The sequence below is a fragment of the Streptomyces fodineus genome (assembly GCF_001735805.1).
Classification (GTDB): domain Bacteria; phylum Actinomycetota; class Actinomycetes; order Streptomycetales; family Streptomycetaceae; genus Streptomyces; species Streptomyces fodineus.
On sequence record NZ_CP017248.1, the window covers coordinates 6,556,429 to 6,581,724 of the forward strand.

Here is a 25,296-nt window from a genome sequence, read left to right on the forward strand (position 1 = left end):
GCCCACTGTGCCCCCGAGGCGGAGCCCAGCCTAGGCGGAGATACCGTGGACGGGCAGTACAGCCGAAGGAGTCCACCATGGAGCACCACCCCGCAGCCGCCTGGCTGACCGAGGCCGCCACGAGCGCCGTCCAGCAGCACGGGTCGGGCAATCTGCTCCGTATCGTCCTGGTCGTGATGATCCTGGGCTGTGCACTGACCGCCTGGTTCCTGCTGCGCGGTTACAAACGGAAAGACGACTGACGGTTCGCGAAAGTTCCGGTGGTCGTCCCCAACGGCGGAGTCGGCGTGATCGCCGCGGAGCCGCCCGCTTACGATGAGCCGACATCTTTATCCCGCCCACACGCGATAGGTCCTGCCGAAGATGAGCCTTCACAGCGCCGCAGCCCCGTTGGTCACCCTCGCCGAAGCCGAGGGCGGTCACCACAACAGCCTCAACCCGGCCGTCACCGGCGGCAGCGCCCTCATCATCCTGCTGCTCCTGCTGTGGATCACCACCCGCTTCAACCGCGACCGCTGAGCGGGAGCCCCGTCCCCGGCCGGACGCCAGAAGCCGGGCCGGTAGGGTCTGCACGCATGGGAGAGCAGGACATGCCTACCGGTCCGGCGTACGAGGCCGCCGACGACACGGTCGAGCACCCGCAGTACCGGCCGTTCGGTGGCCCCGCCCACACGGGCAAGCGTCGCCTCGGTGTCATGGGTGGAACCTTCGACCCGATCCACCACGGCCACCTGGTGGCGGCCAGCGAGGTCGCCGCGCAGTTCCAGCTGGACGAGGTGGTGTTCGTGCCCACCGGCCAGCCGTGGCAGAAGTCCCACCGCAAGGTCTCCCCGGCCGAGGACCGCTATCTGATGACGGTCATCGCGACCGCGGAGAACCCGCAGTTCTCCGTCAGCCGCATCGACATCGACCGCGGCGGCCCCACCTACACCGTGGACACCCTGCGCGACCTGCGTGCCCTCAACCCCGACACCGACCTGTTCTTCATTACCGGCGCCGATGCCCTCGCCCAACTGCTGACCTGGCGGGACAGCGAGGAACTGTTCTCCCTCGCCCACTTCATCGGCGTCACCCGGCCCGGTCACCATCTGACCAACCCGGGCCTTCCGGAAGGCGGCGTCTCGCTCGTCGAGGTCCCGGCGCTCGCCATCTCCTCCACCGACTGCCGTGCGAGAGTCGCCAAGGGAGATCCCATCTGGTACATGGTGCCGGACGGAGTCGTGCGCTACATCGACAAGCGCGAGCTGTACCGCGGCGAGTGAGCCGAGAGGGGCACTGGTGAACGACCGATACGACGCGGGTGACGCCGGCTACGGCGCCGGCCCGTACGAACTCGTCGGGTACGACGAGTACGGCCAGCCCATGTACCGCCAGGTCCCGGCGCAGCAGGCGACCTACGACCCGTACACCCAGCAGCAGGGCTACGGCTACGACCCGTACGCCACCGGTCAGCAGCCACCGGTGCCCTCCTACGACACCGGCCGGCAGCCGGGCGCGTACGACCCCTACGGCTCCCAGGCCCCGTACGACCCCTACGGCACCGGCACCCAGCACCCCTCCGGATACGACCCCTACGGGCAGGCCGCGAGCAGCGGGCAGCAGCCCCGGGTCACCGAGCAGACCGCCTCCATCCCGCAGCAGGCCGGCCCACCGGAGGTCCCGCACGCCCCGGCGCACCCCGCGGAGACGCGCGACGACGACGAACGGGACTACCACACCGAGCAGTTCGCGTTCGTCGAGGATCCGGACGGCGACTCCGAGGACGTCATCGACTGGCTGAAGTTCACCGAGAACCGCACCGAGCGCCGCGAGGAGGCCCGCCGCCGCGCCCGCAGCCGGGTTATCGCCCTCTTCGTCGTCCTCGTCCTCGTCGCCGTCGGCGGTGTCGGCTATCTCTGGTACGCCGGAAAGCTGCCCGGCCTCGCCTCCTCCGGCTCCAAGACCGGCACCACCACGGCGGTCGGCGCCCAGAAGCGCGACGTGATCGTCGTCCACCTGCACAACACCGCCAAGGGCGGCACCTCCACGGCGCTGCTGGTCGACAACACCACCACCAAGCAGGGCAGCACCGTGCTGCTGCCCAACTCCCTCGCCCTCAGCAGCGACGACGGCTCCACCACGACCCTCGCCAAGTCGGTGGACGACGACGGCAGCTCCGGCACCCGCGACCAGCTCGGCACCGTCCTCGGCACCAACATCCAGGGCACCTGGCGCCTCGACACCCCCTATCTGCAGAACCTCGTCGACCTGGTCGGCAACATCGAACTCGACACCAACACCGACGTGCCCGACCCGGACGCCAAGAAGAAGGGCACCGAGCCGCTCGTCCACAAGGGCAGCGCCCAGACCCTCAGCGGCAAGATGGCCGTCGCCTACGCCACCTACCGCGCCTCCGGCGAGCCCCAGAACGCCCAGCTGGAGCGGTTCGGCCAGGTCATGCAGGGCGTGCTGCGCAAGCTGTCCTCCGACCCGGCGGCGGCCACGGTCACCGTGCAGACCCTCGCGCAGATCCTCGACCCGCCGCTCACGGACAAGGACCTCGGCGCCTTCCTCGCCAAGCTCGCCGACCTCGCCAAGAGCGGCGACTACAAGACCGCCCTGCTGCCCGTGCAGCCCGACGGCACCCTGAGCGCGAAGACCAGCGACAGCGTGGTGAAGGACATCCTCGGCGGCACCGCCAAGAGCCCCGACGCCGGCTCCGCGGTCCGGGTCTCCGTGCAGAACGCCACCGGCGTGAAGGACGACACCGAGAAGGCCCGCGTGGTGCTGCTCAACGGCGGCTTCACCTTCCTGGAGGGCGGCACCGCCTCCGGCACCCAGGCCGCCTCGAAGGTGGTCTACTCGGACGCCTCCCACAAGTCGGACGCCACCGAGGTCGCCAAGACCCTCGGCCTGCCCGCCGGCTCCGTGGCCAAGGGAACGGTCTCCTCGGGAGCCGACGTCTCGGTCGTCCTCGGCCAGGACTACAAGGCCGCCGGCTCATAGCCCGGTCCCGGGCACCCCACGTGCCGCCGTAATCACGTGGGGTGCGCCGGACGGTCCGTGAGACCCTTGAGGTCCAGTGACCGCCGACCGAAAGCTACGTAGTGACCGCCACCGACCGTTCTCTTGACCTCATCACCACCGCCGCCCAGGCGGCGGCCGACAAGCTCGCCCACGACGTCATCGCCTACGACGTCAGCGACGTGCTGTCGATCACGGACGCCTTTCTGCTGGCCTCCGCGCCGAACGACCGCCAGGTCAGGGCCATCGTCGACGAGATCGAGGAGCGCCTGCTGAAGGAACTCGGCGCCAAGCCGGTGCGCCGCGAGGGCGACCGCGAGTCCCGCTGGATCCTGCTCGACTACGTCGACATCGTCGTGCACGTCCAGCACAGCGAGGAGCGGGTCTTCTACGCCCTGGAGCGGCTGTGGAAGGACTGCCCCGAGCTGGAGCTGCCCGCCGACGCCAAGGCCACCCGCGGCAAGGCGGAGGAGCACGCCAGGCTGCAGGCCGCCGAGGCCGAGCGGGAGCCGGGCGGGGAGTGGTGATGAGCGCCACCGGCGAGATCACCGACCGCAAGGGCCGCGGCCGCCGCATCATCCTGTGGCGGCACGGCCAGACCGCCTGGAACGTCGAGCGCCGCTTCCAGGGCAGCACGGACGTCGCGCTGACCGAGACCGGCGTCGGCCAGGCCCGCCGCGCGGCCCGGCTGCTGGCCTCCCTGGGGCCCGACGCGATCATCTCCTCGGACCTGCAGCGGGCTGCGAACACGGCCGCCGAGCTGGCCACCCTCACGGGCCTCGACATCACCCGCGAGGAGGGCCTGCGCGAGACCTACGCGGGCGTCTGGCAGGGGCTGACGCACGAGGACATCATCGCCCGCCACGGCGAGGAGTACGCCGCCTGGAAGCGCGGCGAGGCGGTCCGCCGCGGCGGCGGCGAACTGGAGACCGAGGTCGCCGACCGTGCCGCACCCGTCGTACTGCGGCACGCCGAGAAGCTGCCCGTGGACGGCACTCTCGTGGTCGTCAGTCACGGCGGCACCATCCGCACCACCATCGGCCGGCTCCTCGGCCTGGAGGCCCGGTACTGGGAGAGCCTCGGCGGCCTCTCCAACTGCTGCTGGTCCGTGCTCGGTGAGGGCGCGCGCGGCTGGCGGCTGCTGGAGCACAACGCGGGCACCCTCCCCGAGCCCGTCCTCGGCGACGACGACTGAGCCTGCGGGCGGCTCCCGGACCCCGGATTTCACTTTCTGGCAGGTCACAGGCTAGAGTTCTTCTTGTTCGCCCCGCCGAGCGGGAAGCGGAACACCATGCGGCTCCGCCGCGTGGCGAGGGGCTATAGCTCAGTTGGTAGAGCGCCTGCATGGCATGCAGGAGGTCAGGAGTTCAATTCTCCTTAGCTCCACTGATCGACACTCTGTTGAGTTGTCAAAGATCGGTGACGAAGATCCCGTCCCCTCAGGGGGCGGGTTTTTTCGTCATGCAGGCCGCCCGTCACAGACAGTGAAGCACCCGGCACTGACAACCGCCGTCGGCTGCTGCCGCTGAGCGACGCTCCCCGGCTCGGTCAGCTGATCGGCGGCGCGTCTTTCGGCACACTGTTCCTGGCCGGCTTGAGTCACCCGGGGCACTGCGCTCGTATACCTCTGCGGAGGCGTTCCCGGTGCGTCTCGGCGCCGGTCGGAACGGTCGCGGCGGGGAGCCGTGTCCGGACTGGTACTGAGGCGTCGCTGACCGTATTGCTCCGGCCGTGGCAGAATCAAACGGCCGGAAGGGGGCGCGGCCCGACGGGAGGGAGTAGCGATGCCTGCGAGCATCCTTGGGGAGGTCGGCCACCTCCTCGGTGCGGCGTTGATACGGGACACGACCACCCGCCTGAGCTGCCCTTCCTGCGGTTCCGCGCATGTCGCCCAAGTCCTCGGCGACAACGGCGGAATCTCCTACGTGTGCACGGCCTGCGGCCACAGCTGGAGCTGATCGATGGGTGCACACAGGCGAAAGTGCGACTGGTGTGGGAGCGGTACTCCGATCGTCCGCGACATGGAGCCGATCAATCCCGACTACCAGTACTGGTGCGAGGAATGCGCGCGGGCGCTGATCATAAAAGGCGACCCGATCGAGACGTACCGGGAATTGGAGGGGGAGCCGATCTACGGCCGCCTTCTCGAAGAGCACTGCACACTCAAGCGGTTCTACTCCTTCGTGACGGCCTGAGCCCGCCCGCCACCGACGCCGGGCCCCAGCGCCTGCGTGGAGGGCCGGAGGCGTCAAGACCAGGGCTCCGGAAAAATCCGGACATTGGTGTCGTATCGGGCGAACCTGAAACCGATTTGGCGCTGCGTCCCCGGGCCTGTAATGTTTACGTCGTCGCCGGGGGAACCGGGCGAAACGAAAAACAAGGGGCTATAGCTCAGTTGGTAGAGCGCCTGCATGGCATGCAGGAGGTCAGGAGTTCAATTCTCCTTAGCTCCACAGAAGTTGAAGGCGGATCATCCGATGGATGGTCCGCCTTCGGCGTGTTGCGCAACGACGCGGGCGCATGAAGGGGGCGGGTCACCCGACCGGGTGACCCGCCCCCTTCATGCGCTCAACGCCCGAGTGCGCGCCGGCCTCGGCCCTGCGAGACGACCGGCAGGTTGCGCGACGGCGCCTGCCCGCGCGTGTCCTCCTCCAGACGCAGGGCGAGCGCCGGGCAGCGGCGCACCGCACGCAGCGCCTTCGCCTCCGCGTACCGCGGCACCTGCGCCTGGGCGACGGTCGGGAAACCGTCGGCGCCGAGCTCGAACACCTCGGGGAGGATGTCGGCGCACAGTCCGTGGCCCCGGCACAGCGTCCAGTCGACGTAGATCTTCTGACGGCTGCCGCCGGTCTCCTCGGGCTCTCCGCCGCCGGGGATGCCCGTGGGCGCCTTGCCCCCCTCGAAGAGCGGCAGAACGCCCTCCACGGGCCGTCCGCAGCCGTTTCCGAGGACATGCGCGGCCAGGTCGTCGGTGAACGCCTTGATGGTCGACTCCAGGAACATCGCCGAGCCGTCCGGGTGCGAACACGCGCCACGGCGCTTGACGTTCTTCGCGACCTGCTTGAGGGCCTCCAGGGCGGCCGGACCGCCGCCGTTGAGGATGTCCTCCATGCCGCGCGCGGCGGCCGGCAGCCCGAGGTAGCAGGGGCCGCACTGGCCCGCGCTCTCCTCGGCCAGCCACTGCGCCACCCGCAGTGACTCGCCCAGCGGGCAGGTGTCCTGGCTGATCGGCAGGATCGCGCCCGCGCCCAGCGAACCGCCCACCGCGTCCAGCGAGTTACGGGAGACGATCGCCTCGTTGACGGTCGCCGCGTCGATCCACTTGCCGTGGTAGCCGCCGGTCAGCACGCCCTGCGGCACCGGCGGGGCGCCCGCCAGCTGCAGCACGTACCGCAGCGGCACGCCCGTGGGGACCTCGAGCACCATCGGGCGGGCCACGGCGCCGGACACGGTGAGCATGACGGTGCCCGGCTCGTCGTACAGGCCGGTGTTGCCGTAGCGCTCGGGGCCGATGCGGGCGGCTATGGCCAGCTGGGCGAACGTCTCCGCGTTCGACAGCAGCGTGGGCGCGCCGCCGACACCGCTCTGCGAGGCGCTGATCTTGCGGCCGGGCGGGATCGCGGGGCCGCCGTCGATCGAGCGGATCAGCGAGGCGGCGGCGCCGGTGACCATGCGCACCGGGTTGCGCTGCACCCACGCGCGTAGCGCCGATCTACGGCTGTTGCTCAGACCGCGTTCGGCGAGCGCGGCCTCCATGGAGCGCTGTGTGGACTCCCGTGTGACACCGATCACAAGCGTTCGCGCCCCGAGCGCCTCGGCACACAACAACGCGCCGTCCAGGATCAGGTGCGGGGCGCGGTTGATCAGCACCGTGTCCTTGCGGCAGGCCGGTTCGTCCTCGCTGCCGTTGACCACGACGACCGGCCGCACCCCGCGCTTGATCGCCGACTCGGCGACCGAACGCAGCTTCTTGTGGAACGGGAAGCCCGCGCCGCCGCGGCCCTTGAGGTTGATGCGTTCGGCGAGCTGCGCGAGCTGCTCGCCGCCGAGCGGGTCGAGCGGCCCGTGCACCTTCAGGTGCATGGGCAGGTCGAGTCGTTCCACAAGGTCGAAGCCCGACGTGAGCTGGGGAAGGCCGACCACGCGGACTTCGGGGACGTCGGGCAGGGCCTCGTTCACTTAAAAGCCTCCGGACGGCGTGTTCCAAGGTTCGCCCGAACCCGGTGTGTCGTAGGACACGCCGGGCAGCGTTTCGGTAGCGGGACCGCTGTTGTACGTGTCACTGGCGTTGTACGTGCCATAGAGGCCGTTTGTCTCACCGGTGTCGTACATGTCACTTCCGCCGTAGCCGGCAGCGCCTGAATTGTCGTAGACCGGAATGGTGTGTCCGGTGTCCTGCAGCGGGTCGTACGCGGACCGCGGGGCCTCGCCGACCGGCGGCGGGGACGGGATCGGCCAGCTGCCCGAGGTGCCGGACTGTCCGTCCATGCGCGGCATGGCCTCCGTGGCCTGCATGTCCAGCGGCAGATCCATGCGCGCCGTCTGGCCGGTCGGGTACGGCTGCCGGGAGCGGCCCGGCGTGGAGACGGCGCGGTAGGCGGCCGCGAAGCCCGACGCGGGTGCGGCGGCGGGGGCGGCGGGGGACTGGTACAGCGGCGCGGACGGGGCGGCTGCCGCCCTGGGCTCGCGCCGGCCCTCGAAGCTCGCGGGCGCAGGCTCGGCCGCCCGGGAACGGCTCGCCTCAAGCTCCTCGAATCCCGGCCGCTCCGAACTGCCGAACAGCGCCACCAGCCGGTCGGCGACCTTGCGCTTGACCGGGCGCGGGGCGCTACGCAGCGCGAGGGCGCCCATCACGCCCAGCAGGGACAGGCTGTACAGGATCACGAAGATCGGCTTGGCGGCGCGGCCCGCGTAGAGGCCGTGGATCAGTGCCGCGCACCAGGCCGGGTAGGCGAGCATGTGCATGGCGCGCCAGCGGGCGGCGACGGGGGCCGGGGTGGCGAAATTGCTGCGCAGGGCGCCGGTGATGCCCACGAAGATCATCAGCAGGCCCGCCAGCGAGCCCAGTCCGATCAGGCCGCCGATTCCGGTGACGCCGAGCGAGAACGGAATGATGGCGGCGATCACCTGCGTGTGGCCGAGCGCGATCTTCGTGGTGATGTGCAGCAGCAGGAACGCGATCGAGGCGACCGCGGTGGTCCGGTGCACCGCCTGGCCGACGATCCGCTGCCGGGTGTTCAGGAAGATGCGGTCCTGCGCGAACAGGCCCCAGATCACCGAGCAGCTGAGCGAGACCAGGGACAACACGCCCGCGCCGAAGTTCAGGAAGTCGCGGAACTGGTTGCCTCCGACCAGCACGATCACGGGTATGAGCAGCAGAACGACGGCCGATGCCACCCCATAGGCCGAACGGCCGGGTTTGGGGAGGGAGCGGGTACTACGACGAGGGTTCATGGGGGCAACTCCGAGCAGTTTCGGGAAAGCGGTCCCGCTGCCGAACTCTAAGTGGAGCCATACCGATCAGTACGGGGTTTGAGTTATTGCGTTGTTATCAACGGACAATGTGACTGGGTCGATGTCCCTTAGTGGACGGTACGCGAAGTAATTGTTGACCTTTGTTCAGCTCTCCCCCTTGGGTTCTGGCATGTCCACAAGGGATACGGAAGCGCGTCGCGGCTTACTCAAGGTCGTCGCCGCTTGCTCAGGGCCTGCGGTACCCTAACGCCATGCGTGCCGTACGCCTTCTGCTTAGCGGGCCGCGCTGATCAGTACCGACCCCGGGTCGCACCGTGAGGTCGGCATCGGCGCGGCGTCCCCTCCTGTGCGAGGGGCTTTTTCATTTCCGCAGGCAGAGACGATCGATGGAGCTTTGAGGATCATGAGCGAGACGAACCCTGCTGCCGCCGCCACGCCGGCGGAGGCCGCGCCGCACCGCTACACGGCCGCCATGGCAGCCGAGATCGAGGCACGCTGGCAGGACTTCTGGGACGCCCACGGCACGTACGCGGCGCCGAACCCCAAGGGCGACCTGGCCGGTGATCCCGAGCTGGTCGCCAGGCCCAAGAAGTTCGTCATGGACATGTTCCCGTACCCCTCCGGTGCGGGCCTGCACGTCGGTCACCCGCTGGGCTACATCGCCACCGACGTCTTCGCCCGGTTCCAGCGCATGACCGGCCACAACGTCCTGCACACCCTGGGCTTCGACGCCTTCGGCCTGCCCGCCGAGCAGTACGCCGTGCAGACCGGCACGCACCCGCGCGTGTCCACCGAGGCCAACATCGAGAACATGAAGGCCCAGCTGCGCCGGCTGGGCCTGGGCCACGACAAGCGCCGGTCCTTCGCCACGATCGACCCGGACTACTACAAGTGGACCCAGTGGATCTTCCTGCAGATCTTCAACTCCTGGTACGACGACGAGGCGAGGAAGGCCCGCCCGATCTCCGAGCTGGTCGCGCAGTTCGAGTCCGGTGAGCGCGCGATCGCGGGCACCACGCGCGCGTGGAGCGAGCTGAGCGCCCGCGAGCGCGCCGACGTCCTGGGTGAGTACCGCCTGGCCTACGCCTCCGACGCGCCGGTCAACTGGTGCCCGGGCCTGGGCACCGTACTGGCCAACGAGGAGGTCACCGCCGACGGCCGCTCCGAGCGCGGCAACTACCCGGTCTTCAAGGCCAAGCTGCGCCAGTGGAACATGCGCATCACCGCCTACGCCGACCGCCTGCTGGAGGACCTGGAGGAGCTGGACTGGCCCGAGGCCATCAAGCTGCAGCAGCGCAACTGGATCGGCCGCTCCGAGGGCGCCCGCGTCGACTTCCCGATCGACGGCGAGCACATCACGATCTTCACCACCCGCCAGGACACCCTGTTCGGCGCCACCTACATGGTGCTGGCGCCCGAGCACCCGCTGGTGGAGAAGTTCACCCCCGAGGCCTGGCCCGAGGGCACGCACGAGGTCTGGACCGGTGGCCACGCCACCCCGGCCGAGGCCGTCGCCGCCTACCGCGCGCAGGCCGCCTCGAAGTCCGACGTCGAGCGCCAGGCCGAGGCCAAGGACAAGACCGGCGTCTTCACCGGCGCGTTCGCGACCAACCCGGTCAACGGCGAGCAGATCCCCGTCTTCATCGCCGACTACGTCCTGATGGGCTACGGCACCGGCGCGATCATGGCCGTCCCGGGGCACGACGCCCGTGACTTCGCCTTCGCCCGCGCCTTCGAGCTGCCGATCCGCTGTGTGGTCGAGCCGACCGACGGCCGTGGCACCGACACCTCGGCGTGGGACGACGCGTTCGTGGCGTACGAGGCGAAGCTGGTCAACTCGGCGAGCGACGAGGTCTCCCTGGACGGCCTGGGCGTCGCCGAGGCCAAGGCCCGCATCACCGCATGGCTGCAGGACAAGGGCATCGGCGAGGGCACGGTCAACTTCCGCCTGCGCGACTGGCTGTTCAGCCGCCAGCGCTACTGGGGCGAGCCCTTCCCGATCGTCTACGACGAGGACGGCGTCGCCCACGCGCTGCCCGAGTCGATGCTGCCGCTGGAGCTGCCCGAGGTCGAGGACTACAGCCCGCGCACCTTCGATGCGGACGACGCGAACACCCAGCCCGAGACCCCGCTGTCGCGCAACGAGGAGTGGGTCAACGTCACCCTGGACCTGGGCGACGGGCCGAAGCAGTACCGCCGCGAGACCAACACCATGCCCAACTGGGCCGGTTCCTGCTGGTACGAGTTCCGCTACCTGGACCCGCACAACGAACAGCAGCTGGTCGACCCCGAGATCGAGCAGTACTGGATGGGCCCGCGCGGGGGCCAGCCGCACGGTGGTGTCGACCTGTACGTGGGCGGCGCCGAGCACGCCGTGCTGCACCTGCTGTACGCGCGCTTCTGGTCCAAGGTGCTGTACGACCTGGGCCACGTGTCCTCGGCCGAGCCGTTCCACAAGCTGTTCAACCAGGGCATGATCCAGGCCTACGTCTACCGCGACAGCCGTGGCATCGCGGTACCGGCCGCCGAGGTGGAGGAGCGCGACGGCGCCTACTACTACCAGGGCGAGAAGGTCTCCCGTCTGCTGGGCAAGATGGGCAAGTCGCTGAAGAACGCGGTGACCCCGGACGAGATCTGCGCCGAGTACGGCGCCGACACCCTGCGCCTGTACGAGATGGCGATGGGCCCGCTGGACGTCTCCCGGCCGTGGGACACGCGCGCGGTGGTCGGCCAGTTCCGGCTGCTGCAGCGGCTGTGGCGCAACATCGTCGACGAGAACACCGGCGAGGTCACGGCGGTGGACGCGGCGCCCGACGAGGACACGCTGCGTGCCCTGCACAAGGCGATCGACGGCGTACGGCAGGACCTGGAGGGCCTGCGCTTCAACACCGCCATCGCCAAGGTCACCGAGCTGAACAACCACCTGACCAAGGCCGGGACCGCGGTGCCGCGTTCCGTGGCCGAGCCGCTGGTGCTGATGGTCGCCCCGCTGGCCCCGCACATCGCCGAGGAACTGTGGCGCAAGCTGGGCCACACCGACTCGGTCGTCCACCAGGACTTCCCGGTCGCCGACCCCGACTACGTCGTGGACGAGACCGTGACCTGCGTCGTGCAGATCAAGGGCAAGGTCAAGGCCCGTCTGGAGGTGCCGCCGGCCATCTCCGAGGAGGAGCTGGAGAAGGTGGCGCTGGCCGACGAGAAGGTCGTCGCGGCGCTGGACGGCGCGGGCATCCGCAAGGTGATCGTCCGGGCGCCGAAGCTGGTGAACATCGTTCCGGCGTAACGTCCGGCGAACGGCGGGCAGCGTCTCGGGGTAGTCCCCTACGGGCAGGTTCGGGGTTCTTCTGGAACTCCGGACCTGCCCGCTGCGTTTACCGTGGAAAGCGCAGCGGCGTGTGCCGCACCCGCCGGAGGAGGAGCGTCGTGGAAGCAGTGATCGCCGTGTTCGCCCTGCTCTTCCTGTTCTTCATCGGACTGGGCGTGTACGCCACGGTCAAGGCGGTCGGCGCTGCCAAGCGCGGGGTGGACCGGACGATCGACCAGGCCCGCCGCACGGTCGAGGACCACACCCTGCGCGCCAAGTCCTTCGTCCAGGTCGGCCCGGCCGCCGAGATCGCACAGCTGCGGCTCGCGCTGCGCACCTCCATGCGGGCAACCCAGGACGCGCTGCGGGCGGGCGCGGCGGAGGACGAGTCGCTGAGGGAGTCCCTCGGCCTCTTCGAGCGGCTCAGCGCGCACGGGCGCGAGCTGGACGCCGACCTCAGGCGGCTGGAGTCGGAGCCCGACCGGGCCGAGCTCACCGCACGGCTGCCCGAGTTGCGCGGCCGCACCGAGCGCATCACCAAGTCCGCGGACTCGCTGCGCTGGGCCGTCCGCGACCGGGCGCGCCGCTTCGTCGACGACGATCTGGGCGCGCTCAGCGACCAGATAGACATGGAGGCCGACGCACTGCGCCACTGGACCCCGGCCGGGCCCGCACCGGCGCCGGGGCAGCGGCCCGACGCCGCGTCCGCTGCCGACGGCCCGGCGGCACACAACGCCCGTTCCCACGCGCCGCACCCCGCCGAGGAGCCGGCGCCACAGGCGATCACCCCGCCGTCGCCCCGCCTCGCCCACCCCTGGCAGAAGAAGCCCCGCCCCGAGAGCACGACCTGAGCGGGCCGCTTCCCGACCGCAGCACGGGGGCCGGGCTGCCGCGCGAGCCCTACGGCAGGTAACCTCCAGCTCATGTCCCGCCATGTCGCGATCGTCACCGATTCAACGGCCTACCTGCCGCCGCGGACGATGGAGCGTCACGGCATCACCGCGGTACCCCTGACCGTGGTCCTCGGCGACCAGGCACTCGAAGAGGGCACCGAGATCTCGACCCGCTCCCTGGCCCAGGCACTGCAGAAGCGGCGAGCCGTCACGACCTCGCGCCCGAGCCCCGAGGTGTTCGCGGAAACCTACCGCAGGGTCGCCGAGTCCGGCGCCGCCGCAATCGTCTCCCTGCACCTGTCCGCCGAGTTGTCCGGCACCTACGACGCTGCGGTCCTCGCGGCGCGCCAGGCACCGGTGCCGGTACGGGTGGTGGACACCGGGATGGTCGCGATGGCCCTCGGCTTCTGCGCGCTCGCCGCGGCCGAGGCCGCCGAAGCCGGCGGCACGATGGACGAGGCCGTCACGGCCGCCGAGAAGCGGGCCGCGGGCACGTCCGCCTACTTCTATGTCGACACCCTCGACTATCTGCGCCGCGGCGGCCGCATCGGAGCGGCACAGGCCCTGCTCGGATCCGCGCTCGCCGTCAAACCCCTGCTCCAGCTGGACGGCGGCCGCATCGAGCTGCTCGAGAAGGTCCGTACGGCATCCAAGGCCATCGCGCGTCTGGAGGAGATCGCGGCCGAGCGGGCGGGCGGCGCCGAGGTCGACATCGCCGTCCACCATCTCGCCGCCCCGACCGCGCCGCCGCGCTCGCCGACCGGCTGCGGGAACGGGTGCCGGGCCTGGCCGACCTCCATGTCAGCGAGGTCGGGGCGGTGATCGGGGCACACACCGGTCCCGGACTGCTCGGAGCCGTGGTCTCACCCCGCTGACCCCTCACCCGGCTGAGCGTCACTCGTACGGGTGGCGGAGTTGTCCACAACCGGGCGGTCGTCCCCGGGAATTGACCAAGATCATCGCGAATCGACGGGGTGTCCCATCCTCGTCGCATGGCACTTCGATCACGTTCACGCACAGCCACTGCGACCAGCGGCCCCGGCCGTGGTCCCACCTCCGACGGCCGTATCCGCCACCGCCGCGGCATCGACCACCACCGCGACGTCCACCATCGCCGCGCCCGCCACCGCCCGCCGGCACCGGCCGACGAACTGCGCCGCCGAGCGGAACTCCTCTTCGGTGAACGGGCCGTACGGTGGCGGGAGTCGGGGAACGGACCGCCGGACGGTGAGGGGCACGCACCGGACGGGGAGGCGCCGGCACCGGACGGGAAGGGGCCCGCGCGTCCGCCGGCCGCTCGGGCGACGGCAACGGTCACGGGCCGGGCGCCCGGACTGACCACAGCGAGGACAGCTGCGACCACGGCCGCACCTGGTCCGACCGCACCACCGAACGCCGTGCCGACCGACTGGCCGACGCCGGCCATGAACACGGCCAAAAACCACGAACAAGCCGGGCCGGTAAGGCCGTTGGAGTCGCCAGACCCCGTCGGCCCCGGCTGGAGGGAACGGGCCGGGCTGGCTCTGCGGGAGCGGATGCCGGTGTGGTTGCAGGCCCGGTACGGCGTGGAGCGACGGGGTGTGGTGGCGCTCGCCGTGGTGCTCGTGGTCGCCGCCGTGTTCGCCGTGCAGCACTTCTGGGCCGGGCGGACCGAGTCCGTGAGCGCCCCTCAAGTAGCGCGCGCCGAGAGGCCCTTCGTCAAGAAAGGGGATGACGCGAAGACCGGGGCCGGGGCCGGCGCGGGCGCGGGTGCCTCGCCGACGCCGGGCGGGCAGATCGTCGTGGACGTCAGCGGCAAGGTCCGCAACCCCGGGATCCGGCGGTTGCCGGCCGGTTCCCGGGTGGCCGACGCCCTGCGGGCAGCGGGCGGTGTCCGTCCGGGCGTGAACACCGACGGCCTCAACCGGGCCCGCTTCCTGGCCGACGGCGAACAGGTCGTCGTCGGCGCACCCGGCGGGGCGATGGCTCCAGCCGGCCCGTCGGCCGGACCGGCCTCCGCCCCGGCCGGCGCGGGTCCCGCGGCGCCCGTCTCCCTCAACACGGCCACGGCGGACCAGCTCGATGCGCTCCCCGGAGTCGGCCCGGTCCTGGCGCAGCACATCATCGAATACCGCACCCAGCACGGCGGTTTCCGCTCGGTGGACGAACTGCGCGAGGTCAACGGCATCGGCGACCGCCGCTTCAGCGATCTACGGAACCTGGTACGGCCATGAGCCGCGTGATCGATGGCGGACCGCCGGGGCACGGCGGAAGGACCGGCGTACGCGCGGATGCCGCGCGCGGAGGCGGCCGGTCGGGGGAAACGGGTGCCCGTGGTGTCGTGGGCCGCGGCCCCGAGGAACACGGGACCGTGCGCGGCGACCGGGCGGGCCCCCTGGATCTGCGCCTGGTGCCGCCCGCGCTCGCGGCCTGGGCCACGGCGGCCCTGACGCTGGACACACCGACCGGCTGGACGGCCGGGATCGCGATCGTCTGTCTGGTCGGCGGAGTCGTCCTGTTGTGGGCGCTGAGGTCCGGGCCGCCCGGGCAGAGGGCGCGGGCCGGGCGGGTGCTCGGGCGGTTCGCCTGGGCCCGTGCTTCGGCCGCCGCCGTGCTGCTCTGCGTTGCCGCGGCGGCCACCTCGGCCGGTCTGCACGGCGCGGACGTACGGAGCGGGCCGGTGCCCGAGTTGGCCGGGCGGTACGCGACCGTGACCGCCGAGGTCGAGGTGAGCGGTGACCCCCGGCTGAGCCGGCCGCGGGTGCGCGGCGATCACGCGGCGCCGGTGGCGGTGCTGGTCCGGGCGGAGGTGCGGCGCGTCGAGCAGAGCGACGGGATGAGCGTGCGGACGCGAACTCCGGTGCTGCTGGTCGTCGACGGGGACGCACCGGCAGGGGACGGGAGGGCGGTTCGTAGGGATCAGATAGGCGTGGCGCCGGCCGGCAGATCGGCGCAGAGGAGTGCGGCGGGGGCCGTCGCCCGAGATGCGCGGGGCGCCTGGCTCGCGCTGTTGCCGTCCACGCGGCTGCGGGTGACCGGGCGGCTGGCGCCCGCGCTGACGGGCGGGGACCGGACGGCGGCCGTGCTGCGGGTGCGTGGCCGGCCGGGCCCGCGGATCGTGGCGGGGCCCAGCGGGGCGCAGCGGCTCGCGGGACGGCTCAGGGCCGGGCTGCGGGAGGCGACCGACGGTCTGCCGGGGGACGCGCGGGCGCTCCTTCCCGGGCTGGTCGTCGGGGACACCTCACGGATCACGCCCGAGCTGGACGACGCGTTCAAGGAGACGGACCTGGCGCACACCCTGGCCGTGTCCGGCAGCAACCTCACCGTGCTGCTCGCCCTGCTCATCGGGCCGCCCGGACTGGCCCAGCAGGTCGAGCGCCGCGGCCTGGCCCCGCGTCTGGGGCTCTCACTGCGGGCGACCGCCCTGCTCGCCGGAGTGCTCACGCTGGGATTCGTGATCGTGTCCCGGCCCGACCCCAGCGTGCTGCGGGCCGCCGTCTGCGGCACGGTCGCACTGCTCGCCCTGGCCACCGGGCGCCGCAGATCCCTGATCCCGGCACTGGCCACGGCCGTCCTGCTGCTGGTCCTCTACGACCCTTGGCTGGCCCGCAGTTACGGCTTCCTGCTGTCCGTGCTGGCCACCGGCGCGCTGCTCGTGCTGGCACCGGGCTGGAGCGAGGCGCTGCGGCGGCGCCGGGTGCCGCCGAGGCTCGCGGAGGCGCTGGCGGCGGCTGCCGCGGCACAGGCGGTGTGCGCCCCGGTCACGGCGGTGCTGTCGGCGCGGGTGAGCCTGGTGGCGGTGCCGTGCAATTTGCTGGCCGAGGTGGCGGTGGCACCGGCCACGGTGCTGGGGTTCGCGGCGCTCATGACGGCGCCGGTGGCGATGGCACCCGCCAAAGTCCTCGCCTGGTGTGCGAGTTGGCCCGCCGGATGGATCGCCGGTGTGGCCCGCACCGGGGCGGCGCTGCCCGGCGCGGCAGTGGGCTGGCCGGGAAGCTGGCCGGGGGCGCTGGCGCTGGCGGCGGTCACCGTGGCCGTCGTGCTGGCCGGCCGGCGGCTCACGCGGCACCCCTGGTTGTGCGGGCTGCTCGGGGTGCTGCTCGTGCTGGCGGTGGTGCGGCCGGCCCCGCTGACCCGGATGATCACGGGCTGGCCGCCGCCGGGCTGGCGGTTCGCGATGTGCGATGTCGGCCAGGGCGACGCGACCGTACTGGCGGCGGGGGCGGGAGCCGGGGTGGTCGTGGACGCCGGACCCGATCCGGCGCTGGTCGACCACTGTCTGCGGCAGCTGGGCATCACGCGCGTCCCGCTGCTCGTCCTGACCCACTTCCACGCCGACCACGTGGCGGGACTGCCCGGTGTGCTGCGGGGCCGTTCGGTGGCCGCGATCGAGACCACGGGCTTCGAGGAACCCGCCGACCAGGCCGAGTTCGTCACGAGGGAGGCGGCGGCACGGCACATCCCGCTCAGGCGGGCCGTCGCGGGAGAGGAACGGCGCACCGGAGCGCTCTCCTGGCGGGTCCTGTGGCCTCCACCGAGCACGGGGCAGCCCTCGGACCCACAGGCCCCGGCATGGCCGGGCCCGGTGCCGGAGCCGGACGGCCCGAACGACGCCAGCGTCGCGATGCTGGTCCGCTCGGGCGGACTGCGGCTGCTGTTGCTGGGCGATCTCGAACCGCCGGCCCAGCAGGCGTTGTCCCGGTCACCGGCTGCGGCCGAGCTGGCCGGAGTGGACGTACTGAAGGTGGCCCATCATGGCTCGGCCTATCAGGACCCGGACCTGATACGGCTCGCGGCTCCCCGGGTGGCGCTCATCTCCTGCGGAGCCGACAACCCCTATGGCCATCCGGCGCCGGCGACCGTGGCGGCGCTGCGGGCGGGCGGGGCGCTGGTGCTGCGCACCGACCGGGACGGGGAGCTCGCGGTCGGCGGGACGGGAGGGCCGGGTGGGGAGGTACGGGTGGCGAGAGACTGAGGACCGGTTCGCCCAGACTGGGTGCATGAACTCAAGCCAGGTCGACGCCTATCTCCGCCGGATCGGGGCCGAGCGCCCGCAGCGGCCCACCGGGCAGGCACTGCGCGAGCTCCATCTCCGCCATCTGCGGACCGTCCCCTTCGAGAACCTGTCGGTCCACCTCGGCGAGGAGATCGCGCTGGAGGAGGATTCGCTGGTGGACAAGCTGACCGGACGCGGGCGGGGTGGCTTCTGCTACGAACTGAACGGCTCGTTCGGCGGGTTGCTGGCCGCCCTGGGCTATGAGGTCGACCTGCTCGCGGCACGCGTGTACGGCGACGAGGGGCGGCTCGGCATCCCGTACGACCATCTCGCCCTGCGGGTGCGGACGGTGGACGGGGACATCTGGCTCGCGGACGTCGGGTTCGGGGGGCACAGCCACTACCCGCTGAGGTACGAGGAACGTGGCGAGCAGGGAGATCCCGGCGGGGTGTTCCGGGTGGTGGAGGCCGGGCCGGACAAGGCCGGGGTGCGCGGCGACGGCCCGGCCGGGACCGGGGACCTGGACGTCGTACGGGACGGCAGGCCGCAGTACCGGCTGGAGACGCGGGCCAGGGTGCTCGGGGACTTCGCGGCCGGGGCCTGGTGGCACAGCACCTCGCCGCTGTCGCACTTCACCCGGTCGCTGGTCTGCTCGCGGGTCACCGAGGACGGAGGGAGGGTCACGCTGAGCGGACGGGTACTGAAGACGACGGCCGGTGACGGGCGGCGTACGTCAGAGGAGTTGGGGAGGGACGAGGAGGTGCTGACGGCGTACCGGGAGCGGTTCGGGATCGAGCTGGGCGGTGTGCCGACTGTGCGAGACAGGAATCTCAACGCTTGATTCGGACTTGCATTGCGCCGGGGCGATTTCACGCTCGGGCCGAGCCTCCGCGTCGACCTCGGTACGCGGCTCGTGTCCCAGGCCTGACCTGGTCGTACGGGGCCGTCCAAGGCCTTGTGTGCCGTGCCGGAGAATGAGCCCGTGAGCGATGTGAGACATGTGCTGGTGCTGCCCGACCGGGATGCCGCCGAGGAGGCGGCCGAGGCGCTCGGGGAGCGGTTCGGCCTGGACGAGGAGCCCTACCTCGTCCGGGAGGCGCTGGCCGGCGAGGACGACGCCGAGGACGCGCAGTGGCTGGTGGTCCTGCGGGACGAGGACGAGCGGCTGGACCCGGCGGAGCTGGACGAGTTCGCCGGGGAGTGGGACGGCTGGCGCGAGGAGCCGTGACCCCGAGGCGGACTCGGGGTGCGGTCCGGGACCGGTCAGGGTGCCGGGGCCGGTTCGTTGTCAGTGCCGCGTGGGATGCTGTGAGTGATGGCCAGGAAGACTGCGAATGACGACCCTCTCGCCCCGGTGACTCTCGCCGTGGGCCAGGAGGACCTCCTGCTCGACCGTGCCGTGCAGGAGGTGGTGGCCGCCGCCAAGGCCGCCGACGCCGACACGGACGTACGCGACCTCACCTCGGACCAGTTGCAGCCCGGCACGCTCGCCGAGCTCACCAGTCCATCGCTCTTCGCCGAGCGGAAAGTCGTGGTCGTACGCAATGCGCAGGACCTGTCCGCCGACACGGTCAAGGACGTGAAGGCGTATCTCGGGGCACCCGCCGAGGAGATCACCCTCGTGCTGCTGCACGCGGGCGGGGCCAAGGGCAAGGGGCTGCTGGACGCCGCGCGCAAGGCGGGTGCGCGGGAGGTGGCCTGTCCGAAGATGACCAAGCCGGCGGACCGGCTGGCCTTCGTGCGGGGCGAGTTCCGTTCGTTCGGGCGGTCGGCCACTGCGGAGGCGTGCCAGGCGCTGTGCGACGCCATCGGCAGCGATCTGCGGGAGCTGGCCTCGGCGGTCTCCCAGCTGGTCGCCGACGTGGAGGGGACGATCGACGAGGCGGTCGTCGGGCGGTACTACACCGGCCGGGCCGAGGCCTCCAGCTTCACGGTCGCCGACCGGGCCGTGGAGGGGCGCACGGCGGAGGCGCTGGAGGCGCTCAGATGGTCGCTGGCGACGGGAGTGGCGCCGGTGATGATCACCAGTGCGCTGGCCCAGGGGGTGCGGGCGATCGGGAAGCTGTCCTCCGCGCGCGGGGGGCGGCCGGCCGATCTGGCGCGGGAGCTGGGGATGCCGCCGTGGAAGATCGATCGGGTCCGGCAGCAGATGCGGGGGTGGACGCCGGACGGGGTTGCGGTGGCGATGCGGGCCGTCGCGGAGGCCGACGCGGGGGTGAAGGGCGGTGGGGATGATCCCGAGTACGCGTTGGAGAAGGCCGTTGTGGTGATCGCCCGGGCCGCTCGGTCCCGCGGGCGCGGATAGGCGGTCCTGGGCTCCACCTCAGCCTCCGCCGGGGGCTCCGTCTCAGCCTCCGTTGGGGTTCCACCTCGGACCCCGCTGGGGGTTCCGCCTCGGACCTCGTTGGGGGTTCCGCCTCGGACCCCGCTGGGGGTTCCGCCTCGGACCCCGCGAGGGGCTTCGTCGCAGCCCGCGAGGGCTCCGCCTCAGCCCCCGCCGGAGGCTCCACCTCAGCCCCCGCCAGGGACTTCGCCCCAGCCCGCGAGCGACTCCACCTCGGATCCCGCGAGGGGCTCCACCTCAGCCCCCGCCGGAGGCTCCACCTCAAGCCCCCGCCAGGGACTTCGCCCCAGTCCGCCAGGGGCCCCACCTCGGACCCCGCGAGGGGCTCCGCCTCAGCCCCCGCCGGAGGCTCCACCCCAGCCCCCGCCAGGGACTTCGCCCCAGCCCCCAGGGCTCCGCCCCCGGACTCCGTCTAGCCCACCCACCACCGGAATCCGTCGGCTGAAGGCGCCCACGGCACCGCGCCAACGCATGCCGAAGGCCCCGGCGTTCTCCCTGGGGAAGGGAGAGCACCGAGGCCCTCGGTTGAAGCTGCTGAGCCCGTACCCGCGTGGCGAACGCAGGCCGCGTACAGGCTCGGGGTGCCGGACGGGAGCGGATGAGAGAGGGCCCGCTCTGGGTCCTTCCGGCGGTCAGATCAAAAAGTGGGTTCAGCCCTTGAGGGACGTGACCTTGGAAGCAAGCGCCGACTTCTTGTTGGCGGCCTGGTTCTTGTGGATGACGCCCTTCGAGACGGCCTTGTCGAGCGCACGCGCGGCAGCGCGCTGCAGCTCGGTGGCCTTCTCGACGTCACCCGCGGCAGCGGCCTCACGGGCCTTGCGGATCGCGGTCTTCAGGGAGGACTTGACGGCCTTGTTGCGCAGCCGAGCCTTCTCGTTGGTCTTGATCCGCTTGATCTGGGACTTGATGTTCGCCACGAAGGAGCCTTTTCAGGTTCAGGTGCCGGGCCGGGAAAGGTCCCGTACCGGTGATCCAAAATTTCTCTGACGCGCCTCGCGCTGAGAGGGCATGAGGCACAGCCATCTACAGTACCAGTGGCCCTGCGAGCGGCCCAAAACGGTGCCCGGTCCCTCCGCGTGGGACCATGGAGACTACGTATCGATCCGACCCGAGGCATAAGGCGCCTCAAGAGACAGGACCCTGCGTGCCCGCGACCCCTAACCATGTGCCCGAGCCGAGCCGTACCGCCCCGGCTCTGATCCGCAATTTCTGCATCATCGCGCACATCGACCACGGCAAGTCCACGCTCGCCGACCGGATGCTCCAGCTGACCGGTGTGGTCGAGCAGCGGCAGATGCGTGCTCAGTACCTCGACCGGATGGACATCGAGCGCGAGCGCGGCATCACGATCAAGTCCCAGGCGGTGCGTCTGCCCTGGGCCCCCACCGAGGGCCCCGACCAGGGCACGACCCACATCCTCAACATGATCGACACCCCGGGGCACGTCGACTTCACCTACGAGGTCTCGCGGTCGCTCGCCGCCTGTGAGGGGACCATCCTCCTCGTCGACGCGGCCCAGGGCATCGAGGCGCAGACCCTCGCCAACCTCTACCTGGCGATGGAGAACGACCTCACGATCATCCCCGTACTGAACAAGATCGACCTGCCGGCCGCCCAGCCGGAGAAGTTCGCCGAGGAGCTGGCGAACCTGGTCGGCTGCGATCCGGACGACGTCCTCAAGGTCTCCGCGAAGACCGGTCTCGGCGTCGACGCGCTGCTGAACAAGGTCGTCAAGGAGATCCCGGCGCCGGTGGGCGTCGCCGACGCGCCCGCCCGCGCGATGATCTTCGACTCGGTGTACGACTCGTACCGCGGTGTCGTGACGTATGTCCGTGTCATCGACGGCCAGCTCAACAAGCGCGAGCGCATCAGGATGATGTCCACCGGCGCCACGCACGAGCTGCTGGAGATCGGCGTCAGCTCGCCCGAGATGCTGCCGGCCGACGGCCTCGGCGTCGGTGAGGTGGGCTATCTCATCACCGGCGTGAAGGACGTCCGGCAGTCCAAGGTCGGTGACACCGTCACCAGCCAGAGCAAGGGGGCGACGGAGGCGCTCGGCGGGTACAAGGACCCCAAGCCCATGGTCTTCTCCGGTCTGTATCCGCTCGACGGCTCCGACTACCCGGAGCTGCGCGAGGCCCTGGACAAGCTGCAGCTCAACGACGCCGCGCTGGTCTACGAGCCGGAGACCTCCGCCGCCCTCGGCTTCGGCTTCCGCGTCGGCTTCCTCGGCCTGCTGCACCTGGACGTGATCCGGGAGCGGCTGGAGCGCGAGTTCGGCCTCGACCTGATCGCCACCGCCCCCAACGTGGTCTACCGCGTGGTCATGGAGGACGGCAGCGAGCACACGGTCACCAACCCGAGCGAGTTCCCCGAGGGCAAGATCAACGAGGTCTTCGAGCCGGTCGTGCGGGCCACCATCCTCGCGCCCACCGAGTTCATCGGCTCGATCATGGAGCTGTGCCAGACCCGGCGCGGCACCCTGCTCGGCATGGACTACCTCTCGGAGGACCGGGTCGAGATCCGCTACACGCTGCCGCTCGCGGAGATCGTCTTCGACTTCTTCGACCAGCTGAAGTCCAAGACCCGCGGCTACGCCTCGCTGGACTACGAGCCCACCGGCGAGCAGACCAGCTCCCTGGTCAAGGTCGACATCCTGCTGCACGGCGACAAGGTGGACGCCTTCTCGGCGATCACCCACAAGGACCAGGCGTACGCGTACGGCGTGCGGCTCGTCGCCAAGCTCAAGGAGCTGATCCCGCGGCAGGCCTTCGAGGTGCCGGTGCAGGCCGCCATCGGCTCCCGGGTCATCGCCCGCGAGACGATCCGCGCCATCCGCAAGGACGTCCTCGCCAAGTGCTACGGCGGTGACATCTCCCGTAAGCGCAAGCTGCTGGAGAAGCAGAAGGAAGGCAAGAAGCGGATGAAGATGGTGGGTTCCGTGGAGGTTCCGCAGGAAGCCTTCATCGCCGTCCTGTCCAGCGATGACAGCGCGGGGTCGGCCAAGGGCAAGAAGTAACCAGCGGTAACAACGGGTTACGTCCTCAAACGGGACACAAGGGGGCCCGCCGTGCGAAAGTGCGGCGGGCCCCTACGCGTGCGTAACGTCGCTCTCCGTGGAACATGCGGGGAAACAGACAGGCCGATGCCCCTTACGCAGCGGCCGGTCGCGGCTTACTCTGATCCCTGCTCGATAGTTACTCGCGAGTTAAACAACAGCGCGACAGCAGTTCCCACCCCCACCGTGAGTTAACCCAGCCGCACCGAGTACAGCCGCACCGTCGCGGGCCCGGAGGATGTCGTGAGCGACACACAGACCCTGATCGAGAACCGTCCGCCGTCCGTGGCGGCCCTCTTCCTGGAGCGCGTGGCGGCCACACCGGACGCCGAGGCCTACCGCTATCCGGTGGCCCCCGCCTCCGGCCAGGGCCCCGACGACTGGAAGTCGCTCAGCTGGGCGCAGGCGGCCGAGCGGGTGTACGCGATCGCGGCCGGCCTCATCGAGCTGGGTGTGCAGCCCGAGCAGCGCGTGGCGCTCGCCTCCTCCACCCGGGTCGAGTGGCTCCTGGCGGACCTCGGCATCATGTGCGCGGGCGGCGCGACGACCACGATCTACCCGCAGACCAACGCGGACGAATCGGCCTTCATCCTCTCCGACTCCGAGAGCCGGGTGCTGATCGCCGAGGACGCGGCCCAGGTCGCCAAGGCCGTCGAGAAGCGCGCCGAGCTGCCCGACCTGACCAAGGTCGTCGTCATCGACCCGGCCGGCGCCGAGACGGACGACTGGGTCATCACCCTCGCCGAGCTGGAGCGGCGCGGCGCCGCCTACCTGGAGACCCACCCCGAGCTGATCAAGGAGCGGGTCGGCGCGATCAAGCGGGACCAGCTCGCCACCCTCATCTACACCTCCGGCACCACCGGCCGCCCCAAGGGAGTCAGGCTCCCGCACGACAACTGGGCGTACATGGCGAAGGCGATCGCCGCGACCGGCCTGATCAGCGCCGAGGACGTGCAGTACCTGTGGCTGCCGCTCGCGCACGTCTTCGGCAAGGTGCTCACCTCGGGGCAGATCGAGGTCGGGCACGTCACCGCCGTGGACGGCCGCGTCGACAAGATCATCGAGAACCTTCCGGTGGTGCAGCCGACGTACATGGCGGCCGTGCCGCGCATCTTCGAGAAGGTCTACAACGGCGTCGCCGCCAAGGCCCGCGAGGGCGGCCCGGCCAAGTACAAGATCTTCCAGTGGGCCGCCGAGGTGGCCCGCGAGTACGCCAAGGTCAGCCAGGACAACTTCCGCCGCACCGGCAACCACGCCGTGCCGTTCGGCCTGGCCGCCAAGCACAAGGTCGCCGACACCCTCGTCTACGGCAAGCTCCGCGAGGCCTTCGGCGGCCGGCTGCGCGCCTGCGTCTCCGGCGCCTCCGCGCTCGCCCCCGAGATCGGCTACTTCTTCGCCGGCGCCGGCATCCACGTCCTGGAGGGCTACGGCCTCACCGAGTCCTCCGCGGCCTCCTTCGTCAACCCCGGCGAGGCCTACCGCACCGGCACGGTCGGCAAGCCGCTGCCCGGCACGGAGGTGCGTATCGCCGACGACGGCGAGATCCTGCTGCGCGGCCCCGGCATCATGGAGGGCTACCACGGGCTGCCCGAGAAGACCGCCGAGGTGCTGGAGACCGATGGCTGGTTCCACACCGGGGACATCGGCGAGCTCTCGCCCGACGGCTATCTGCGCATCACCGACCGCAAGAAGGACCTCATCAAGACCTCCGGCGGCAAGTACGTCGCACCGGCCGAGGTCGAGGGCCAGTTCAAGGGTGTGTGCCCGTACGTCTCCAACATCCTGGTGCACGGCGCCGACCGGAACTACTGCACCGCCCTCATCGCCCTGGACGAGCTCGCCATCCTGGACTGGGCCAAGGAGAACGGGCTGGAGGGCAAGGCGTACGCGGAGGTCGTCGCAGCTCCGCAGACGGTGGAGATGATCGACGGGTACGTCCAGCAGCTCAACGCCGGGCTGCAGAAGTGGCAGACCGTGAAGAAGTTCCGGCTGCTGCCGCGGGATCTCGATGTGGAGCACGGGGAGATCACGCCGAGCCTGAAGCTGAAGCGTCCCGTGGTCGAGCGGGAGTACAAGCACCTCATCGACGAGATGTACGCCGGGACCAGGGAGAAGTAGGACGGTCCCGACAGGGGCGGGGGGGACCGTCGGCGGCCGCGGGTGATACGTGGCCTGTCGTGCGGTCCCCGCGCCTTTGCCCCGCGCCTTTGCCCCGCGTCCTTTCCCCGCGCCCATGGGTAAGTT

General features: G+C 71.0%; 20 protein-coding genes, 2 tRNA genes and 1 pseudogene. 20 read left to right on the forward strand and 3 right to left on the reverse strand.

Annotated elements, in window-relative coordinates:
- Window positions 1-77 precede the first annotated feature (77 nt).
- The 10 genes from BFF78_RS46995 to BFF78_RS28105 all read left to right on the forward strand — a co-directional run bounded on the left by BFF78_RS46995 (window position 78) and on the right by BFF78_RS28105 (window position 5,456).
- On the forward strand, window positions 78-242 hold the full coding sequence (locus tag BFF78_RS46995) for a hypothetical protein (RefSeq protein WP_099054947.1): 165 nt from the start codon (window positions 78-80) through the stop codon (window positions 240-242).
- A gap of 121 nt (window positions 243-363) precedes the next feature.
- Window positions 364-519 carry a hypothetical protein gene (locus BFF78_RS47000; RefSeq protein WP_165289381.1) on the forward strand — a complete coding sequence of 52 codons (156 nt, stop codon included), beginning with the start codon at window positions 364-366 and terminating at the stop codon, window positions 517-519.
- Between the two features lie 56 nt (window positions 520-575).
- Window positions 576-1,262: a nicotinate-nucleotide adenylyltransferase gene (gene nadD, locus BFF78_RS28075; RefSeq protein WP_069780944.1), complete on the forward strand. Its 687-nt coding sequence runs from the start codon at window positions 576-578 to the stop codon at window positions 1,260-1,262.
- Between the two features lie 16 nt (window positions 1,263-1,278).
- A complete protein-coding gene (locus BFF78_RS28080; protein WP_069780945.1) occupies window positions 1,279-2,985 on the forward strand; it encodes an LCP family protein in 1,707 nt (568 codons plus the stop codon).
- A gap of 101 nt (window positions 2,986-3,086) precedes the next feature.
- On the forward strand, window positions 3,087-3,530 hold the full coding sequence (gene rsfS / locus BFF78_RS28085) for a ribosome silencing factor (protein WP_069780946.1): 444 nt from the start codon (window positions 3,087-3,089) through the stop codon (window positions 3,528-3,530).
- A complete protein-coding gene (locus BFF78_RS28090) occupies window positions 3,530-4,198 on the forward strand; it encodes a histidine phosphatase family protein (protein WP_069780947.1) in 669 nt (222 codons plus the stop codon). Before rsfS ends, BFF78_RS28090 begins: the two co-directional genes overlap by 1 nt.
- Before the next feature lie 118 nt (window positions 4,199-4,316).
- Window positions 4,317-4,389 (forward strand) — tRNA-Ala (locus BFF78_RS28095).
- A gap of 398 nt (window positions 4,390-4,787) precedes the next feature.
- The gene (locus BFF78_RS45620; RefSeq protein WP_107121669.1) at window positions 4,788-4,961 is read left to right on the forward strand and encodes a hypothetical protein; all 174 of its coding nucleotides are present in this window, start codon (window positions 4,788-4,790) and stop codon (window positions 4,959-4,961) included.
- A 3-nt stretch (window positions 4,962-4,964) separates the two neighbouring features.
- Complete coding sequence (locus BFF78_RS28100; RefSeq protein WP_006136074.1) at window positions 4,965-5,198, forward strand: hypothetical protein; 234 nt, start codon at window positions 4,965-4,967, stop codon at window positions 5,196-5,198.
- A gap of 185 nt (window positions 5,199-5,383) precedes the next feature.
- Window positions 5,384-5,456 (forward strand) — tRNA-Ala (locus tag BFF78_RS28105).
- A 115-nt stretch (window positions 5,457-5,571) separates the two neighbouring features.
- Here BFF78_RS28105 and BFF78_RS28110 read toward each other — a convergent pair.
- Window positions 5,572-7,182: an NADH-quinone oxidoreductase subunit NuoF family protein gene (locus BFF78_RS28110; RefSeq protein ID WP_069780948.1), complete on the reverse strand. Its 1,611-nt coding sequence runs from the start codon at window positions 7,180-7,182 to the stop codon at window positions 5,572-5,574.
- A complete protein-coding gene (locus tag BFF78_RS28115; RefSeq protein ID WP_193433551.1) occupies window positions 7,183-8,457 on the reverse strand; it encodes a cytochrome b/b6 domain-containing protein in 1,275 nt (424 codons plus the stop codon). It abuts the gene before it with no gap.
- Between the two features lie 424 nt (window positions 8,458-8,881).
- Here BFF78_RS28115 and leuS point away from each other — a divergent pair, with 424 nt between their 5' ends.
- From leuS to holA, 8 genes and pseudogenes are all read left to right on the forward strand, one after another.
- Window positions 8,882-11,761 (forward strand): leucine--tRNA ligase, encoded by a 2,880-nt coding sequence (leuS, locus tag BFF78_RS28120; RefSeq protein WP_069780950.1) that lies wholly within the window; start codon window positions 8,882-8,884, stop codon window positions 11,759-11,761.
- Between the two features lie 140 nt (window positions 11,762-11,901).
- Window positions 11,902-12,633 (forward strand): hypothetical protein, encoded by a 732-nt coding sequence (locus tag BFF78_RS28125; RefSeq protein WP_069780951.1) that lies wholly within the window; start codon window positions 11,902-11,904, stop codon window positions 12,631-12,633.
- A 72-nt stretch (window positions 12,634-12,705) separates the two neighbouring features.
- Window positions 12,706-13,550 (forward strand): annotated as a pseudogene (locus BFF78_RS28130) (DegV family protein).
- 117 nt (window positions 13,551-13,667) lie between these two features.
- On the forward strand, window positions 13,668-14,888 hold the full coding sequence (locus tag BFF78_RS47435; RefSeq protein ID WP_099054948.1) for a ComEA family DNA-binding protein: 1,221 nt from the start codon (window positions 13,668-13,670) through the stop codon (window positions 14,886-14,888).
- A complete protein-coding gene (locus BFF78_RS28140) occupies window positions 14,885-17,629 on the forward strand; it encodes a ComEC/Rec2 family competence protein (protein WP_079161514.1) in 2,745 nt (914 codons plus the stop codon). Before BFF78_RS47435 ends, BFF78_RS28140 begins: the two co-directional genes overlap by 4 nt.
- A gap of 25 nt (window positions 17,630-17,654) precedes the next feature.
- Entirely contained in the window at window positions 17,655-18,491 is an 837-nt protein-coding gene (locus BFF78_RS28145; RefSeq protein ID WP_069780954.1) for an arylamine N-acetyltransferase family protein, read from the forward strand.
- 141 nt (window positions 18,492-18,632) lie between these two features.
- Window positions 18,633-18,878, forward strand: a complete 246-nt coding sequence (locus BFF78_RS28150) for a hypothetical protein (RefSeq protein ID WP_069780955.1) — start codon at window positions 18,633-18,635, stop codon at window positions 18,876-18,878.
- A gap of 87 nt (window positions 18,879-18,965) precedes the next feature.
- Window positions 18,966-19,955, forward strand: coding sequence for a DNA polymerase III subunit delta (gene holA / locus BFF78_RS28155; protein ID WP_069780956.1), 990 nt, complete (start codon window positions 18,966-18,968; stop codon window positions 19,953-19,955).
- A gap of 689 nt (window positions 19,956-20,644) precedes the next feature.
- Here holA and rpsT read toward each other — a convergent pair.
- Window positions 20,645-20,911 (reverse strand): 30S ribosomal protein S20, encoded by a 267-nt coding sequence (rpsT, locus tag BFF78_RS28160; protein WP_067006864.1) that lies wholly within the window; start codon window positions 20,909-20,911, stop codon window positions 20,645-20,647.
- A 227-nt stretch (window positions 20,912-21,138) separates the two neighbouring features.
- Here rpsT and lepA point away from each other — a divergent pair, with 227 nt between their 5' ends.
- Together lepA and BFF78_RS28170 are read left to right on the forward strand one after the other, a co-directional pair.
- Complete coding sequence (lepA, locus tag BFF78_RS28165; RefSeq protein ID WP_069780957.1) at window positions 21,139-23,013, forward strand: translation elongation factor 4; 1,875 nt, start codon at window positions 21,139-21,141, stop codon at window positions 23,011-23,013.
- 282 nt (window positions 23,014-23,295) lie between these two features.
- Complete coding sequence (locus BFF78_RS28170; protein ID WP_069780958.1) at window positions 23,296-25,170, forward strand: AMP-dependent synthetase/ligase; 1,875 nt, start codon at window positions 23,296-23,298, stop codon at window positions 25,168-25,170.
- The last annotated feature ends 126 nt before the right edge of the window (window positions 25,171-25,296 follow it).